Source organism: Paraburkholderia tuberum STM678 (assembly GCF_902833905.1).
Lineage (GTDB): Bacteria > Pseudomonadota > Gammaproteobacteria > Burkholderiales > Burkholderiaceae > Paraburkholderia > Paraburkholderia tuberum.
This window is the reverse complement of record NZ_CADFGP010000054.1, coordinates 1-17,463: the sequence shown is the minus strand read 5'-3', so window position 1 is coordinate 17,463 and position 17,463 is coordinate 1. Positions and strand designations below refer to the sequence as shown.

Below are 17,463 nucleotides of genomic sequence, written 5' to 3'. Positions count from 1 at the left end.
CAGCGAAAAACAGAACATAGCGGCCAGGCGCCAGCGGCGCCGAGCGGGGGACTGGAATGACCACCATCGCAATCGAGACTCTGAGCCACAGCGGCACGACCGACGACGCGTCGCTCACCGCCAGCTACGCAAGGCAGCCCATTCTGAATCGGGACGGCATGCTGTGCGGCTATGAGATCAAGGTGCGTGCGCCCGAGCTGCCGCTCGCCGACGCGGACCTCACCGCCCCGCAAGCCAATACCGATCTCCCGCCCGAAACCGACGCGTTGCCGGGCCGCGCGCCCACGCCGGTGCAACGCGTCGCGCGCGCGATCGTGCGCGGGCTCGTGCAGGGCGACGTGCGCGGCGCGCTGACCGGCCATCCGGCCTACGTCGACGTGAGCCGCGAGCTGCTGCTCGACGACGCGATCCTGAGACTGCCCGCCGAGCGCTTCATGCTCGAGCTGCCTTCATCGCTCGAAGTCGACGACGCGTTGATCGCGCGTGTCGTGTATCTGCATGGCCGCCGCTACCGCTTCGCGCTCGACGACGTCACGCAGCCCAACGAGACTTTCGCGAAGCTGCTGCCGTACGCCGAAGTCGTCAAGATCGACGTCACGCGCACACCGCGCGCGCTGCTGCCGAAGCTCGCGAGCGTGCTGAAGTCGGCTGGCAAGCTGCTGCTCGCATCAGGTGTCGATGCGCAGGCCGACTTCGAAACGTTGCACGAGCTCGGCTTCGACCGCTTCCAGGGTTATTACTTCGCGCGCGCGCAAAGCTCGGCGACGCGCCGCGTCAGCGCGCCGCGCCACGCGCTGCTCAATCTGCTGCAACTGCTCGCGGGCGACCCGACGGTCGCGCAGCTCGAAGCCGAGCTGAAGCTGAACCCGGTGCTCGTCATGCATCTGATGAAGCTCGCGAATTCGAGCGGCCTCGCGGTCGGTCACAAGGTGACGACGCTGCGCGACGCGATCAACGCGACCGGCACCGACCGCATCGCGCGCTGGACTCAGCTGCTGCTCTACGCAGACGGCCGCAAGGTCGCGCTGGAGGACGATCCGCTGCTGCAACTCGCGGCCACGCGCGCGCGCTTCATGGAACTCGCGATCGAGCGCATGCCCGAGGCGGGCCGCGACGAAGCCGATGCGGCCTTCCTGACCGGTGTGTTTTCGTTCGTCGATGCGGTGTTCGGCGGCTCGCTCGAAAATACGTTGAACATCCTTACGCTGTCGCGACCGATCCAGGCCGCAATCCTGCATCGCGAGGGCAGGCTGGGTCTGCTGTTGAGCGCGGTCGAAGCGCTCGAAGGCGGCGCATGGGAGCGCGTCGCCACGCTATGCGAGCGTCTTGCTCCATTGACCGTGGAAGAGGTGGCGCAGATGGGTCTCGCGGCCGGCGCATGGGCCGGCGTCGCGGATCGCAGCGCGGAAGGGCTCGAGCGGATCGAGGATTGAGTGGGGTAAAAGCCCCACACGGTGCCCGGATAAAATCGTTTGCGGGCAAACACGGAAAGGATCGACGTGAAGCGGCGTGATCAACGATCACGCCAGGTCTTCACATCGTCTCCATTTCCCGCATCTGCCCCTGGCCGAAAAAACGTCCTAACTCCCGTGCCAGTTCGTTGAGCACGCTCATCTCCTTCTGCGAGATGCGGCGCGCCTCCTGCGTATGCGACCAGTCGCCGTAGAGCAGCGCGACCGTCTGATCGGTTTCGTCGACGATCGGCAGCAGCACGAACGCGCGCGCGTCGTCGAACGAGCGCCGGAACCACTCGGGCAGCCGCGCGACCATCTTCGGATCGCGCGCATTCTCGATGAAGATGCCCACCGAGTTCGCGATCGCGAGATGAAATACGTCGGGTTCGAACGCGGTGCTAAACGAGAGCCGCGGCAGCGCCGCGTCGATCTTCGGCCCGAAGCCGAGACGCGCCTTGAACGTGCCGCTGCTGTGCTTGACGTACACCACGGTGCGCGAGAAGCCGAGCGCCGCGAGCACGGTCTCGGCGGCCATCGCAAGCGTCGGTGCGAGCGGGCTGCCCTCGGGCAGGCCGCGCAGATCCTTCACCCCGATCTCGATGCGCGCCTCGGGTGTAAGCGCCTCGCGCGCGATCGCATCGGCATTCGCGCGTAACTCGACGATCTCGCGCATCACGCTGTCGCCGCCATCCTCACGCGATAGCGCGACGCTCATCTGCAGCAGCACCTCGGGGTCGGTGTTCAGCGCGCCGCTGTACTCGTGCGCAAGCTCGCCGATGCGTGCCTCGCGCTCCCCCTCGGGCATGTTCTGCTGGGTGAGCACGTCGGCGACCGCGGTCGAGTAATTGGTGATCGCGCGCAGCCACTGCACCTGGCGCGGTTGGGTCACATCCTCCGGATCGAACTCGCCCATGCCCGAGCGGATCGTGTCAGGCAGGCGCCAGCGCACCGCGGCTTCGGCGCCGATTTCATCGAACGTCACGCCGAGCACGAGCACGCACGCATCGGTTTCGAGTGCGCCGCCGTCGATATGGCGGCGAATCTGGTCCCATTCGGCGTCGAGATAGAACACGACCAGCAGCTTGCCGATCTGCCGCATCAGCGTGCAGACCACCGCTTCCTCGCCGGCGCGCAGGTCGCCGCGCTCGGTCAGCTTGCGCGCGACGCAGCCCGACAGCAGCGTGCGGTTCAGTTCGAGTTTCGCGTCGATGCGGCGCGGCGCGCTTTGATGAAAGTGATCGACGATTTTCAGACCGACGACCAGATGGCCGACCGCATCCATGCCGAGCACCATCAGCGCGCGCGACACGGTCGTGATGTTGCCGCCGAACGCGATGTACATCGCCGAGTTCGCGAGGCGCAGCACCTTCTGGGTGAGCGCGAAGTCCGACAGCACCACTTGCACGAGGCCGGTGAAGTCGAGGTCGTCGTTGGTCACTGCCGCCATGGTGGTGCGCAGCGATTGCGACAGCATAGGGAAATCGCCGCGCTCGCTCATTCGCGTCCAGAGCCGGTCGAGCACTGCCGCCTTTACCATGTGAGTCCCGCAAAAGCCATACGTGTTCCAGTGAATGCCATGCCGGTCGTGAGCCGGCTTGTTGCGCTGCCTGGGCGTCGTGTCTGCATCGCCCGTTACGCGCCGTGCAACTGAAGCTCGCGCGATTCGAAGCGCTGCGCGAGTTCCTCGGACGGCAGCGCCTTGCAAACGAGCCAGCCCTGAATGTGATCGCAGCCCATCTCGGTGAGCAACGCGCGTTGCGCTTCCGTTTCGACGCCCTCGGCTACCAGTTCGAGGTCGAGCGTCTGCGCAAGGCCGACGACAGCGCTAACGATTGCCTGATCGTTTCGCGAGGTTAGCAGATTCTCCACGAAACTCCGGTCGATCTTCAGCTTCGCGAGCGGAAAACGCTGCAGGTACGCGAGGCTCGAATAGCCGGTGCCGAAGTCGTCGACGGCGAAGCGGATGCCCATCGCGGTCAGCTCTTCGAGCAAGCCTTTGGCGTGCGCCGGATCGTGCATCAGCAGACTTTCGGTGATCTCGAAGACGAGGCGGCGCGGATCGATGCCGGTCAGCTCGATCGCCTCGCGCACCGAGTCCTTGAAGCGCGGATCGCGAAACTGCTGCGGCGACACGTTGACGGCCACGTACTGCAGCGAGATGCCCTTCGCGTCCCACTGGATCAGTTGCATGCACGCGACCTTCAGCACCCAGTTGCCGAGAAAGTTGATGAGCCCGATCGACTCCGCGAGCGGAATGAACATCGACGGCGGCACGAGGCCATGCACCGGATGCGTCCAGCGAATCAACGCCTCGACACCGACCACGCCCCGCGTGCGGCTGCTCGTGATCGGCTGGAAGTGTAGCGAAAACTCGCCGTTGCGTACGCCGTCGTAGAGGTCGGCCTCGAGCTTGAGGCGCTCGGCGTCGGCCGGGTTGTCGTCGGGTACGTAGAACGCCAGCGTGTTGCCGCCCGCGGCCTTCGCCTGCAACAGCGCGTGGTCGGCCCAGCGCAGCAGGTGCGTGTCGTGGCCGCCGGTGTCGTTGGCGTGGCGCACGTCCGGGTACAGCGCGATGCCGATGCTGGCCGACAGGTGCACCTGCTGACCCTTGAACACGTACGGCTGCTGGATCGCGGTCAACAGACGCCGCGCCAGCGCTTCGGCGGCCGCCGCCGCGTCGGTGCGGCTCGCGGCAGGCTTCACGAGGATCGCGAACTCGTCGCTGGCGACGCGCGCGATCGTTTCGTTCGGGCTCGTCATGTTCAACAGGCGCCGCGACGTGTCGCGCAGCATCTCGTCGCCGGCGTCGTAGCCGAGTGCGCGATTCACGCGCTGATAGTCGTCGAGATCGAGCAGCAAGAGCGCGACCGGCGTGCCGTGCGCGTCGGCCTTCTGTTGCGCGTCGAGCAACGCGTGCAGCAAGCCCGACTGGTTCGGCAGGCTGGTCAGCCGGTCCAGATGCAGCGCCTGGGTCAGGCGCTCTTCGGTGGCGCGCCACGACGACACGTCGAAGCCGGCGATCGCGTAGCCGTCGACGCCGTCGTGGCTGCTGCGCACGACCCGCAGCTCGACCGTGATCGGATAGGTCAGCGACTTGACGAGCCCGAGCGTCGCTTTCTCGATGTTGCCCGAGGCCGCCGCCAGCTTGAGCAGCGCGTCGAGGCGCGGCACGTCGGCGGGCGCGACCAGATCGTGCAGCGTCGCGGTTTTCAGGTATTCGCGGTGATAGCCGATGAAGCGCAGGCTCGCGTCGGACACGTAGATGAAGCGCAGCGCATCGTCGACGTGCGCGAGCAGATCGACCGCGCCGACCACCTGTTCCAGTGGGGGCGGGCGGTTCGCGCTGCTCGGCTGGTCGTCGTCCTCGCGCCGGCCGAACGCCCACAGCCGGTCGATGACCGTGCGCAAGGAGCCCCGGCGGGGCGCGGTGATCGTGTTCGCTTCCATGTTTGTCGCTGGCAACCTGGGTTCGTCCGCAGGCGGGGCTGCTTGTCCGCCGCTCCGGGCGGCCAGGAGATAGCAGGCCGCCCCATCAGAACGAGATAACGACGCATGCGGGGAAATCTTTAGCGGCCCGTGGAGAAAAACATCTGGTAAGGAGAAGCCCGGCGCCGTCGCCGGGACGATTCGGTTAAAGTGACGTCGCCTCGCGGCCGTTAATACGGCGAATCCCCTTTATTTGGCGACGCTGATGACGTCGCGCTGCATAGACTTTCCGAACCTTGCACTGATGATCCATGTCCGAACGCCCCGTCGTCAGGTCCGCCAGAGCCCCACGGCCCGTCCCGCGGGACGTCGAGGTGCGTGATGTCCTCGCCGGCGCGTCGGCCGGCTATCGTGAGCACGGGGGGCTGGACGCTGCCCCGCAGTACGTCTATGTCGGCCGCCAGCCGATTCTCGATCGCGATGGCGCGCTTCACGCCTACGAGCTGCTGTTTCGTGCCGGAACGTACAACTACGCCGAAATCAGCGACGACACGCAGGCCACCGCGCAGGTGGTCGCGCGCACGATCGGCGGAATCGGCGTACCCGCCGTGCTCGGCCAGCATCGCGGCTTCGTCAATATCGATCGCGCGCTGCTCTTTAGCGACATCGTCCATCTGATGCCGCCCGAGCGCTTCGTGCTCGAAATCCTCGAAACCGTGCGCTACGACGCCTCGCTCGCGCGTCGTCTCGGCGAGTTGCGCGGCGCCGGCTTCCAGGTCGCGCTCGACGACGTGCACGATCTGTCCGACGAGCTGAGCGCGATGCTGCCGTACGCCGACATCGTCAAGATCGATTTCGTGCAGACGCCGCGCCGCGCCGTCGCAAAGCTCGCGTCGACGCTGCGCGGCCACGGCAAGACGCTGCTCGCCGAGAAGGTCGAGACGCGCGAGGACTTCGCGCTCGCCCACGAGCTCGGTTTCGATCTGTTCCAGGGCTACTTCTTCGCGCGGCCGCAGGTGCTGGCCGCGCCGCGCAACCGCTCGCTGCGTCCGGGCCTGCTGCGGCTGCTCGCGCTGCTGTCGCGCGACGCCGGCATCGTCGAGCTCGAGGCGGAGCTGAAGGTCAATCCGGGCGTGGTCGTGCAACTGCTGCGGCTCGTCAATTCGAGTGCATTCGGCCTCGGGCGCAACATCGCGTCGCTGCGCGAGGCGATCATCGCGACCGGCACGCGGCAGATCGCACGCTGGGCGCAACTGCTGCTGTACTCGGACACCGGCGAGTTGCCGTGGCGCGCCGATCCGCTCGTGCAACTGGCGGCGACGCGCTCGCGCTTCATGGAACTCGCCGCGAACTGGCTGCGTCCGGCCGACGGCGAATTCGCCGACGCCGCGTTCATGACCGGGATTTTTTCGCTCGTGCACATCGTGCTCGACAGCACGCCGGACGCGGTGCTCGAGAAACTCGGCCTGGCGCCGCAGATTCGCGACGCGATCGTCGCGCGCAAGGGCGAACTGGGCGCGCTGCTGCTGATCGCCGAGGTCGCGGGCGAGGGCGGCGACGCGGCGCCGGTCGCGACGGCGGCGGGCTTTCACGCGCTGACGCCCGACGTGCTGTCGGAGCTGAACCTGTCGGCGGCGGCGTGGTTCGGCGCGCACGTGGCCGAATTGGGCGTTTGAGGCGTCGAGCTCGCGCGCCGCACCCTTTCGATTCGCTTGTGATCCGGGCGACGAGCCACGCCGCGTGCGCATCCGTGGTCCAATAGAAAGTTCAGCGACGGCCTGTGACGTCGGCCGAAGCTGTCTCCGATGGACCCGATCAATTGCGTGCGCTCACGCGTGGAGGAGCAGATGAAGACAAAACACATACCGGCGGTACTGGCCGCCGTCATGGCGTTCGGATTCGCAATGCATTCGCCGCTCGCCTCGGCAACCCTGAAGCCCGGCGATACGGCGCCGATGTTTACCGCCGAGGCCTCGCTCGGCGGCAAGACCTACACGTATTCGCTCGCCGACGAACTGAAGAAGGGCCCGGTCGTGCTGTACTTCTATCCGGCCGCGTTCACGAAGGGCTGCACGATCGAGGCGCACGATTTCGCCGATGCGGTCGACCAATACAAGAAGTACGGCGCGACGGTGATCGGCGTGTCGCACGACAACATCGATACGCTGACGAAGTTTTCGGTCAGCGAATGCCGCAGCAAATTCCCGGTCGCGGCCGACGCCGACGCGAAGGTGATCAATGCGTACGACGCGGCCATGCCGTTCAAGGCCGGCATGGCGAATCGCGTGTCGTACGTGATCTCGCCCGACGGCAAGATCATCTACGAGTACACGAGCCTGTCGCCCGACAAGCATGTCGAGAACACGCTGAACGCGCTCAAGGAGTGGTCGGCCGCGCATAAGGCGCAGTGAGGGGCCGAACGCGCCGTCGCGTTTGCCCGCGCTAGCCGACTAAAACCATTTGCCGGATGAGCTTGCGATGCCGATTGTCGTTGCGTTGATTGCGCTGATCGCGCTGGGGTACGGCGCGGTGCGTGCCTTTTATGCGCTGCAGGCCGCTTTCGGGCTGGCGGTGGCGGAGGGTGTGGCTGTGCTGGTTGCGTTGCTGATCGCCGGTGCGCTCGCGTACTGGCGGCAGCGGCGCCGCGAAGTCGCGCCGAACGTGCGCGACGGCGACTGGACGCACGAATTGAAGGGCAGTTGGGGCTCGGTGCGGCTCGCGGCGGCCAAGCGGCTCTGCGAGATTCGCGTCGGCGACCAGCAAGGCGCGTATATCTTCGCCGATCTGCTCGGCGCCGAAGCACAGGGCCGCGACGCACAGGCGCGGCTCGCGCTGAAGGTCAAGGACTCGCGGCACGGCGAGTGGCTCGTGCCGATGTCGAACGAGCGGGCGGCGCGCCGATGGCAGCGGATTTTCTCGCTGGCCATCGAGCAGAAGCTGTGAGCGCCACCTTCACTACGTCATGACGACGTCGGCGCCGCGCCACCCGCGCGGCGTGCCTTTCTCGCCTCCCAGCGCACGCGGATGCGATCCATGTACAGATAGACGACCGGCGTCGTATAGAGCGTCAGCATCTGGCTGACGATCAGCCCGCCGACGATCGAAATACCGAGCGGCGCGCGCATTTCCGCGCCTTCGCCGCTGCCGAACGCGAGCGGCAACGCGCCGAGCAGCGCGGCGAAGGTGGTCATCATGATCGGCCGGAAGCGCAGCAGACAGGCCTGGTAGATCGCGTCGCGCGACGACATTCCCTTGCGCGACGCGTCGATCGCGAAGTCCACCATCATGATCGCGTTCTTCTTCACGATGCCGATCAGCAGGATCACACCGATCAGCGCGATGATGCTGAACTCGGTCTTGAACAGCAGCAGCGCGAGCAACGCGCCCACGCCCGCGGACGGCAGCGTCGACAGGATCGTCAGCGGGTGGATGTAGCTCTCGTACAGGATGCCGAGCACGATATACACCGCCGCGAGCGCGGCGAGGATCAGGATCGGCTGGTCGGACATCGACTGCTGGAACGCCTGCGCGGTGCCCTGGAAGCTGCCGTGAATGGTGGCGGGCATGCCGATCTCGGCCATCGTGTCGTAGATCGTCTGCGTGGCGGTGGACAGCGACACGCCCGGCGGCAGGTTGAACGAGATCGTCGAGGCGACGAACTGGCTCTGGTGATTGACCGATAGCGGCGTGGTGCCCGGCCCGAAGCTCGCGATCGCCGACAGCGGCACCATCGTCTCCTTCGCGGTCGACACCGCCGAGCCCGACGACGCGCTCGACTTGCCGCTCGCCGCGATGGAGTTGATGGCCTGATTGCGCGCGGAGTCGGCTGCGATGCTGGCCGCGCTCGTCGCGGTGGTGGCGGCCATGCCGCCGGTTGCCGCGCTCGTCGTGGTCGACGTGCTGGTCGCTCTGGACGTCACGGTGCCGGCCGGCGCGTTGGTGGTCTGCGCGCCGCTCGCGCTGCCGCCCGACGTGCTGACGAAAATCTGCTTCAGCATCTCCGGGCTCTGCCAGTATTGCGGCGCGACTTCCATCACGACGTGATACTGGTTCAGCGGGTTGTAGATCGTCGACACCTGGCGCTGGCCGAACGCGTCATACAGCGTGTTGTCGATCTGCGCGGGCTTGATGCCGAGGCGCGATGCCGTGGCGCGGTCGATCGTCACCATCGCTTCGAGACCGCCTTGCTGCTGGTCGGAGTTCACGTCCGCGAGCTCCTTGCGTGCCTGCAGCGCCTCGGTGAGCTTCGGCCCCCACTTGTAGAGATCGGGCGTCGAGTCGGCGAGCAGCGTGAACTGATACTGCGCGTTCGACTGCCGGCCGCCCACGCGAATGTCCTGCACCGCCTGCAGGAACGTGCGCGCGCCGGCCACGTCACCGAGCGGCGCGCGCAGCTGCTGGATCACCTGGTCGGCGGAGAGCTTGCGCTCGCTTTTCGACTTCAGCGACACGAACATGAAGCCTGAGTTGGTCTGCCGGCCGCCGGTAAAGCCGACCACGCTGTCGACCGCGGGGTTCTTGCCGACGATCGCCATCATCTCCGAGAACTTGCCTTTCATCGCCTGGAACGACGTGCTCTGGTCGGCCTGGATGCCGCCGATCAGGCGCCCCGTATCCTGCTGCGGGAAGAAGCCCTTTGGCACGATGATATAAAGCGCCACGTTCAGCGCGATGGTCAGCAGCAGAACCATGACGATCAGGAGCGGATGCACGAGCGCCCAGCCGAGCGTGCGCTCGTAGCCGCGATGCATCGACGTGAAGCCGCGTTCGAGCCAGCGGCCGAAGCGGTTTTCCTCATGCTTTTCGTGCGGCTCGCGCAGCAGGCGCGAGCACATCATCGGCGTGAGCGTCAGCGATACGACCAGCGACACCGCGATCGCGAGCGACAGCGTCAGCGCGAACTCGCGGAACAGCCGCCCGACGATGCCGCCCATCAGCAGGATCGGCAGGAACACGGCGACCAGCGAGATGCTGATCGACATCACCGTGAAGCCGACCTCGCGCGCGCCGATGAACGCGGCCTTCATGCGCGGCACGCCGTCTTCGATGTGGCGCGAGATGTTTTCGAGCACGACGATCGCGTCGTCGACGACGAAGCCGGTCGCGATGGTCAACGCCATCAGCGACAGATTGTCGATCGAGAAGCCCATCAGGTACATCGCGCCGAACGTGCCGACGATCGAGATCGGCACGGCCACGCTCGGAATCAGCGTGGCGCGCCAGTTGCGCAGGAACAGGAACACCACCATCACGACGAGCGTGACCGCGATCACGAGCGTGCGCTCGGTATCCCTCAACGACGCGCGGATCGTCGTCGAGCGGTCCGAGGTCGGCGCGATGTCGACGTCGGCGGGCAGCGACGCGTGCAGTTGCGGCAGCATCGCCTTCACGCGGTCGACGGTCTCGATGATGTTCGCGCCCGGCTGCCGGTACAGGATCACGAGCACCGAGCGCTTGCCATTGAAGAGACCGAGGTTGCGCAGATCTTCGACCGAATCGACGACTTCGCCCATGTCGGAGAGTTTGACCGGCGCGCCGTTGCGATAGGCAATGACGAGGTCCTTGTATTGCGACGCCTTGCTCGCCTGGTCGTTGGTGTACAGCTGTACGCGGTTTTCGCCGAACTCGATCGAGCCCTTCGGGCTGTTGGCATTGGCCGCGGCGAGCGCCGCGCGCACGTCCTCGAGGCCGATGCCGTAATGCGACAGCGCATGCGGCAGCAATTCGACGCGCACGGCCGGATTCGCCGAACCGCTGACATCCACTTCGCCAACCCCCTGCACCTGCGACAACGACTGCTGCAGCACCGTCGCGGCCGAATCGTAGAGCTGGCCCGCCGTCAGCGTGCTCGACGTCAGCGCGAGAATCAGGATCGGCGCGTCGGCCGGGTTGACCTTGTGGTAGGTCGGGTTGCTGCGCAGGCTCGCGGGCAGGTCGGCGCGCGCCGCGTTGATCGCCGCCTGCACGTCGCGCGCGGCGCCGTCGATGTTGCGGTTCAGGCCGAACTGCAGCGTGATGCGCGTCGAGCCGACCGAGCTCTGCGACGTCATCTCGGTGACGTCGGCGATCGAGCCGAGATGCCGCTCGAGCGGACTCGCGACGCTTGTCGCGACGGTCTCCGGGCTCGCGCCCGGCAGTGTCGCCTGCACCGAGATGGTCGGGAAGTCGACCTGCGGCAGCGGCGCGACCGGCAGCTTCGTGAACGCGAATACCCCCGACAACGCGATGCCGATCGCCAGCAGCGTGGTGGCGACCGGACGGGAGATAAACGGACGCGACAGGTTCATCGCTCAGTTCCCTGCATCGGTGGCGGGCGGCGTGGCGCTACCGGACGAATCGCCGCGGTTAAAGCGCTCGCGCAGCCGGCGGCCGAGCGAATCGAACGCGAGGTAGATCACCGGCGTCGTGAACAGCGTCAGCAGCTGGCTCACGATCAGACCGCCGGCGATCGCGATGCCGAGCGGCCGGCGCAGCTCCGAGCCCGCGCCGGTGCCGAGCATCAGCGGCAGCGCGCCGAGCAGCGCGGCGAGCGTGGTCATCAGGATCGGCCGGAAGCGCAGCAGACACGCCTGGTAGATCGCCTCGCGCGGCGGCTTGCCTTCCTCGCGCTCGGCGTAGAGCGCGAAGTCGATCATCATGATCGCGTTCTTCTTCACGATACCGATCAGCAGCACGATGCCGATGATGCCGATGATGTCGAGATCGTGGCCGGTGATCAGCAGCGCGAGCAGCGCGCCGACGCCGGCCGACGGCAGCGTCGACAGAATCGTGATCGGATGGATGAAGCTCTCGTACAGCACGCCGAGCACGATGTACATCGTGACGATCGCCGCGAGGATCAGGAACAGCTCGTTGGCGAGCGACGCCTGGAACGCGAGCGCCGCGCCCTGGAAGCGCGTCTGGAACGACGCGGGCAGACCGACGTCCTTCTCGGCCTGCTGGATCGCCTTGACCGCCGCGCCGAGCGACGAACCCGGCGCGAGGTTGAACGACACCGTGGTGGCCGGGAACTGGCTCAGGTGCGTGACCAGCAGCGGCGCGGGTTGCTCGATGAACTTCGCGATCGACGACAGCGGCACCTGTCCGCCCGTCGACGTGGAAGAGGGCAGGTAGATCGAGTTCAGCGACGTGGTGTAGTGCTGCATCGTCGGCTGCGCTTCGAGAATCACGCGGTACTGGTTCGACTGCGTGAAGATCGTCGAAATGATGCGCTGGCCGAACGCATCGTACAACGCGTTGTCGATCGTAGCCGGTGTGATGCCGAAGCGCGCGGCGGTCGCGCGGTCGATCTCGATGAATACCGAGCGGCCGTTGTCCTGCAGATCGGTCGCGACGTCCGCGAGCTCGGGCGACTGCTTCAACCGGTCGACCAGCTTCGGCACCCACGTGGTGAATTCGCTGATGTTCGGATCGGTCAGCATGAACTGATACTGCGTCGGGCTGACGGTCGAGTCGATCGTCAGGTCCTGCACCGGCTGCATGTACAGCGACGCGCCCGGAATATGCGCGACGTCTTTCTGCAACTGGCGGATCACCTCGCTCGCGGTATTGCTGCGGTCGTCGCGCGGCTTCAGGTTGATCAGCATGCGGCCGCTGTTCAGCGTGATGTTGCTGCCGTCCACGCCGATGAACGAGGTCAGGCTTTCGACGTCCGGGTTCTTCAGGATCTGGTCGGCGAGCGCCTGCTGACGCTCGGCCATCGATGCGAACGACACCGACTGCGGCATCTGCGTGATCGCCTGGATCACACCGGTGTCCTGCACCGGGAAGAAGCCCTTCGGCACGAACACGTACAGCAGGCCGGTCAGCACCAGCGTGAGCACCGCGACGACCAGCGTGGAGCGCTGACGGTTCAGCACCCACGTGAGCGCGACCGCGTAGCGCGCGATCACCCAGTCGATGAAGCGGTGCGCCTTCGCCTCGAAACGGTGACTGTCGTGCGGCGGCGTGTGGCGCAACAGCTTCGCGCACATCATCGGCACGAGCGTCAGCGAGACGACCGCGGAGATGACGATCGTCACCGCGAGCGTGATCGCGAATTCGTGGAACAGGCGCCCGACCACGTCGCCCATGAAGAGCAGCGGAATCAGCACCGCGATCAGCGAGACCGTCAGCGAAATGATCGTGAAGCCGATCTGCTTCGAGCCCTTCAGCGCGGCGTCGAGCGCCGTGTCGCCTTCCTCGACGTAGCGCGCGATGTTCTCGATCATCACGATCGCGTCGTCGACGACGAAGCCGGTGGCGATGGTCAGCGCCATCAGCGACAGGTTGTCGAGCGAGAAGCCGCACAGATACATCACCGCGAGCGTGCCGATCAGCGACAGCGGCACCGACAGGCTCGGAATGATCGTCGCGTAGATGTTGGCGAGGAACAGGTACATCACCAGCACGACCAGCACGACCGACATCGCCAGTTCGAACTGCACGTCGCGCACCGACGCGCGGATCGTCGTGGTGCGGTCGGTGACGACCTCGACGTCGAGCGCGGCGGGCAGCGACTGCTGCAACTGCGGCAGCAGCGCCTTGATGCTGTCGACCACCTGGATCACGTTCGCGCCTGGCTGGCGCTGCACGTTCAGGATGATCGCGGGCGTGTTGTCGACCCACGCGCCGAGCTTCGTATTCTCCGGTCCCGCCACGATGCTCGCGACGTCGGTCAGCATCACCGGACGGCCGCTCTTGTACGCGACCACGGCGCTCTTGTATTCGTCGGCGTCGGTCAACTGGTCGTTCGAGTTGATCGTGTAGTTGCGCGTCGGACCGTCGAAATTGCCCTTCGGCGTGTTGACGTTCAGGTTCGAGACGGTGGTGCGCAGGTCGTCGAGATTCAGGCCGTACGCGGCGAGCGCGCGCGGGTTCGCCTGAATGCGGATCGCCGGGCGCTGGCCGCCCGACAGGCTCACGAGACCCACCCCGGCGACCTGCGAAATCTTCTGCGCGAGACGCGTGTCGGCGAGATCCTGCACCTGCGTGAGCGGCAGTGTCTTCGACGTGATCGCGAGCGTGATGATCGGCGCGTCGGCCGGGTTGACCTTCGCGTAGATCGGTGGCGCGGGCAGGTCGGACGGCAGCAGGTTGCCCGCTGCGTTGATCGCCGCCTGGACCTCCTGCTCGGCGATGTCGAGCGGCAGGTCGAGGCTGAACTGCAGCGTGATGATCGACGAGCCGGCCGAGCTTTGCGACGACATCTGGTTCAGCGACGGCATCTGCCCGAACTGCCTCTCGAGCGGCGCCGTCACGGACGACGTCATCACGTCCGGGCTCGCGCCCGGATAGAAGGTCTGCACCTGGATCGTCGGATAGTCGACCTCGGGCAGCGCGGACAGCGGCAGAAAGCGCAGCGCGACGAGGCCGACCAGCATGATCGCCGCCATCAGCAGCGCGGTGCCGACAGGACGCAGAATAAAAGCGCGGGATGGATTCATGCGGTAAGTGCCGTGCCTTTACTTTATTGCGATGCTTGCGCCGCGTGCCGGCCGCGATGCGCGTGCGCGCCGGATGCGGCCGATGCGCCGGACGCGCCACGCGGCCGCTCGGCCGGAATCGTGATCTTCGCGCTTTCGCGCAGCCGGTCCGAACCGTCGATCACGACGCGCTCGCCGACCGCGAGGCCCGACTGGATGCTGGTGCGCTCGCCGTCGACCGGGCCGACCTTGACCTGGCGCACGGTGACCGTGTTGTCGGGCTTCACGACGTACACGAAGGTACCCATCGAGCCGTTGAGCACCGCCGAGGTCGGCACGATCACCGCGTTCCTGATCGTATCGACGAGCAGGCGAGTGTTGACGAACTGGTTCGGGAACAGGCCGTTGTCCTTGTTCTCGAAGATCGCGCGCAGTTTGATCGTGCCGGTGGTCGTGTCGATCTGATTGTCCATCGTCTTTAGCGAGCCGACTTCGAGCGGATGCGTGTTGCTGCGGTCGTACGCGGTGGCCGACAGCGACTCGCCGTTCTGCATGTGCTGGATGATCTGCTGCAGATTGTCTTCGGAAGTCGTGAACACCACGCTGATCGGATCGAGCTGCGTAATCACGACGATGCCGTTGGTGAGGCCCGAGGTCACGTAGTTGCCCGGGTCGACCTGACGCAGACCGACGCGTCCCGACACCGGCGCGGTGATGCGCGCGTACACGAGGTCGAGCTTGAAGCTGTCGACGTTGGCCTGGTCGGACTTCACCGTGCCTTCGTATTGCCGCACCAGCGACGCCTGCGTGTCGACCTGCTGGCTCGCGATCGAGTCCTGCGCGAGCAGCGTCTGATAGCGCTTCAGATCGAGACGCGCGGTGGCGAGCAGCGCCTCGTCGCGCACCAGCGTGCCCTCGGCGTTGCGCAGCGAAATTTCGTACGGGCGCGGGTCGATCTGGGCCAGTACGTCGCCCTTCTTGACCATCTGGCCTTCCTTGAAATAGACGTCCTGCAGCACGCCGCTCAGTTGCGGCAGCACGGTGACGGTGGCGAGCGGCGTGACCGTGCCGAGCGCGGTCAGCACGACCGGCATCTCGCCCTGCGTCGCGGCGGCGACGTGCACCGGCTGCGCCATGTTGGCCATCGCGTTCGGACCGCCGCGGCCGAAGCGGCCGCTGCGCGCGCCGCTCGCCGCCCCCGGCGCGCTCGCACCGCTGCCGGGCCCGCCCCACGGATGCCAGCGCCACAGCACGACGCCGAACACGACCAGCGCCGCGACGATCAGCGCGACGGTGCGGCCGCGGTGGCGTTTCACCGCGCCGGGCGCGCTCGATTGCGCGCCGTTCGCGGACGGCTGGGGAGCGGCAGGGCGTTCGGTTTCCGGGTGCTTTTGTTGTTCGTCCATTGGTTCGGTCGGGTGGCTGGCTTGATGATGTGAGCCGCCGATGCGGTCGCCGCCATCGAAGGGCGGTGGGCCGGCACATGGGCGGCATGTCAGGCGGTCGTGGCGGCGGGCGCCGCGCAATGTTCAGCGCGATGCTACCCGAGGCGCGGGACAGGGATGTTAACGCAATGCGGAATCATCACGGCTGGACGCGGCCGGTTCGACGAGGCTCACGGCTCGCGGCGCGCGGTCCCGCAACGGGATGCGTGATCGTACGTTGCGGCGTCTGTAACAGTCCAGCCGCGTATTTTTCGGTTGATTACGAAGGTTACAGCATGTCGGCGCATCGTCGGGCGAGGGCGGGCCGCCGTCGCCACTCTCGCAGATCACGGGCGGCTGGCGCCGCGTTCGATCCGCGCGGGGCGCCGTTTGGCGCCCGTTGCCGCCGACGGCTTATTCGTCGAGCCGGCGCCCCGGCGTGCCGCCGATCTCCAGGACGATCTTGTCGATGCATTCGAGCAGCGCGGGCGCGGCGCGCGCGATCAGCCAGTCGCGCGGACATTGGTCGGCCGAGCCGCCGCAATTGACTGCGTAGCGCTCGCCCGACGGCCCGACGAAGCCGAGCGCGATCGCGTTCAGCCCGTTGTACCACTCGCCGGTGGCGATTGCGAAGCCGCGCTCGAGGGTGTCCTGGATCGCGCTTGCGAGACGGCTGCCGATATAGCCCCAATCGTCACCTTCGGCCGTCTGCAGGCCGACCAGCAGACGGTCGCGGTCCGGTTGCGCGAGCGCCGCGAGGTACGCCCGGCCGACGGCGGTGCGCGTCAAGCTCATGCGCGAGCCGATTTCGAGTCGCGACACGAGCACCGCCGAACGCGGCCGGATCGCGTCGATGACGACCATGTCGTAGCGGTCGCGCACCGCCAGATGCACCGACAACGCGGTGCGTTCCGCGAGTTCGATCAGAAACGGCCGCGCGCGCGAGCGGATGTCGAAGTTGCGCAGAAAGCCGTTGCTCAGTTCGAGCACCGACGAAGTCAGCACGAAGCGCTCGCTGTCGGGTAGTCGCAGCAGAAAACCTGTGCCCACGAGCGTCGCGGTGATGCGCGACACGGTGGGCTTCGGGATGCCGGTCAACTCGGCGAGTTCGCGATTGCTGAGTGGTGCGTGTGCGGCGGCGACGGCGCGCAGTACGGTCAGGCCGCGCGCGAGCGCGGTGACTTCATCGCCCGGACCGTCTCGGTCTTTGCTGGCGGTGACCTTGGCGGCGACGGGTTGGTTGGGAGTGGATCGGTTCATGCGTTTTTTTGGAACAGCATTTCAAATTGTTCGTGCGACAACCTGTTGATGGCCGCTCACAGAGGCAGGGACATCTCCAAACCGGGGCACCCATTCATACATTTTTAAGAAAAATCATTGTATCGGAAGAAATTGCCGATCGATGGCCGACTACATCTTTTTGCTTGACTTAGTCAGCATAACCATAAAAAATGGAACCGCATTTCGAAAGTCGCTTGTCTCCGCTGCATTTTGGTGCGCGCGAGCGGAAAAATCCCGAAATCCAGGATCGATTGCCCGTCCAATGCGCTTGCGCCTTTCGAATGACCTTCTCTCAGGTTCTAGCACGGCCCTCGGAATGGCTAGAACTTTTTAAGGCGTCACGGCAACGTGACGCTTTTTTTTTGGTGCGCCAGGCATGGCGCGTAGCGCCGTGACTGGCGCTGTCCGACCCGCTGTGGTGGCGAGCCGGATGACTTGGGGGTGAAAGTCCTCTGCACACCCGGCAAGGGGAAG

10 protein-coding genes are annotated in these 17,463 nt (G+C 66.2%); 4 read left to right on the top strand and 6 right to left on the bottom strand.

Features of this window, described 5'->3' with window-relative positions; genetic code table 11:
- Positions 1 to 56 precede the first annotated feature (56 nt).
- Entirely contained in the window at positions 57 to 1,433 is a 1,377-nt protein-coding gene (locus HWY30_RS32420) for an EAL and HDOD domain-containing protein (protein ID WP_090804011.1), read from the top strand.
- A 100-nt stretch (positions 1,434 to 1,533) separates the two neighbouring features.
- On the opposite strand, the gene HWY30_RS32415 is transcribed toward HWY30_RS32420, so the two are convergent.
- Positions 1,534 to 2,991, bottom strand: a complete 1,458-nt coding sequence (locus HWY30_RS32415) for an HDOD domain-containing protein (RefSeq protein ID WP_090804012.1) — start codon at positions 2,989 to 2,991, stop codon at positions 1,534 to 1,536.
- A 95-nt stretch (positions 2,992 to 3,086) separates the two neighbouring features.
- The gene (locus HWY30_RS32410) at positions 3,087 to 4,901 is read right to left on the bottom strand and encodes a putative bifunctional diguanylate cyclase/phosphodiesterase (RefSeq protein ID WP_090804014.1); all 1,815 of its coding nucleotides are present in this window, start codon (positions 4,899 to 4,901) and stop codon (positions 3,087 to 3,089) included.
- A gap of 353 nt (positions 4,902 to 5,254) precedes the next feature.
- On the opposite strand from HWY30_RS32410, the gene HWY30_RS32405 reads away from it, so the two are divergent.
- From HWY30_RS32405 to HWY30_RS32395, 3 genes are all read left to right on the top strand, one after another.
- Positions 5,255 to 6,556: an EAL and HDOD domain-containing protein gene (locus HWY30_RS32405; RefSeq protein ID WP_090804016.1), complete on the top strand. Its 1,302-nt coding sequence runs from the start codon at positions 5,255 to 5,257 to the stop codon at positions 6,554 to 6,556.
- 171 nt (positions 6,557 to 6,727) lie between these two features.
- Complete coding sequence (locus HWY30_RS32400; protein WP_090805681.1) at positions 6,728 to 7,291, top strand: peroxiredoxin; 564 nt, start codon at positions 6,728 to 6,730, stop codon at positions 7,289 to 7,291.
- A gap of 67 nt (positions 7,292 to 7,358) precedes the next feature.
- Complete coding sequence (locus tag HWY30_RS32395; protein ID WP_090804017.1) at positions 7,359 to 7,823, top strand: hypothetical protein; 465 nt, start codon at positions 7,359 to 7,361, stop codon at positions 7,821 to 7,823.
- Between the two features lie 17 nt (positions 7,824 to 7,840).
- Here HWY30_RS32395 and HWY30_RS32390 read toward each other — a convergent pair whose 3' ends face one another.
- From HWY30_RS32390 to HWY30_RS32375, 4 genes are all read right to left on the bottom strand, one after another.
- Positions 7,841 to 11,167 (bottom strand): efflux RND transporter permease subunit, encoded by a 3,327-nt coding sequence (locus HWY30_RS32390; RefSeq protein WP_090804019.1) that lies wholly within the window; start codon positions 11,165 to 11,167, stop codon positions 7,841 to 7,843.
- A gap of 3 nt (positions 11,168 to 11,170) precedes the next feature.
- Positions 11,171 to 14,305 (bottom strand): MdtB/MuxB family multidrug efflux RND transporter permease subunit, encoded by a 3,135-nt coding sequence (locus HWY30_RS32385; RefSeq protein WP_090804020.1) that lies wholly within the window; start codon positions 14,303 to 14,305, stop codon positions 11,171 to 11,173.
- A 23-nt stretch (positions 14,306 to 14,328) separates the two neighbouring features.
- Positions 14,329 to 15,690, bottom strand: a complete 1,362-nt coding sequence (locus tag HWY30_RS32380; protein ID WP_090804022.1) for an MdtA/MuxA family multidrug efflux RND transporter periplasmic adaptor subunit — start codon at positions 15,688 to 15,690, stop codon at positions 14,329 to 14,331.
- A gap of 432 nt (positions 15,691 to 16,122) precedes the next feature.
- Positions 16,123 to 16,968 (bottom strand): IclR family transcriptional regulator, encoded by an 846-nt coding sequence (locus HWY30_RS32375; RefSeq protein ID WP_090804023.1) that lies wholly within the window; start codon positions 16,966 to 16,968, stop codon positions 16,123 to 16,125.
- Positions 16,969 to 17,463: the final 495 nt, after the last annotated feature.

Coding starts and splice junctions, on each gene's coding strand:
- HWY30_RS32410 (WP_090804014.1), bottom strand. CDS start 4,901: ATGGAAGCGAACACGATCACCGCGCCCCGCCGGGGCTCCTTGCGCACG.
- HWY30_RS32400 (WP_090805681.1), top strand. CDS start 6,728: ATGAAGACAAAACACATACCGGCGGTACTGGCCGCCGTCATGGCGTTC.
- HWY30_RS32385 (WP_090804020.1), bottom strand. CDS start 14,305: ATGAATCCATCCCGCGCTTTTATTCTGCGTCCTGTCGGCACCGCGCTG.
- HWY30_RS32380 (WP_090804022.1), bottom strand. CDS start 15,690: ATGGACGAACAACAAAAGCACCCGGAAACCGAACGCCCTGCCGCTCCC.
- HWY30_RS32375 (WP_090804023.1), bottom strand. CDS start 16,968: ATGAACCGATCCACTCCCAACCAACCCGTCGCCGCCAAGGTCACCGCC.
- HWY30_RS32395 (WP_090804017.1), top strand. CDS start 7,359: ATGCCGATTGTCGTTGCGTTGATTGCGCTGATCGCGCTGGGGTACGGC.
- HWY30_RS32420 (WP_090804011.1), top strand. CDS start 57: ATGACCACCATCGCAATCGAGACTCTGAGCCACAGCGGCACGACCGAC.
- HWY30_RS32415 (WP_090804012.1), bottom strand. CDS start 2,991: ATGGTAAAGGCGGCAGTGCTCGACCGGCTCTGGACGCGAATGAGCGAG.
- HWY30_RS32390 (WP_090804019.1), bottom strand. CDS start 11,167: ATGAACCTGTCGCGTCCGTTTATCTCCCGTCCGGTCGCCACCACGCTG.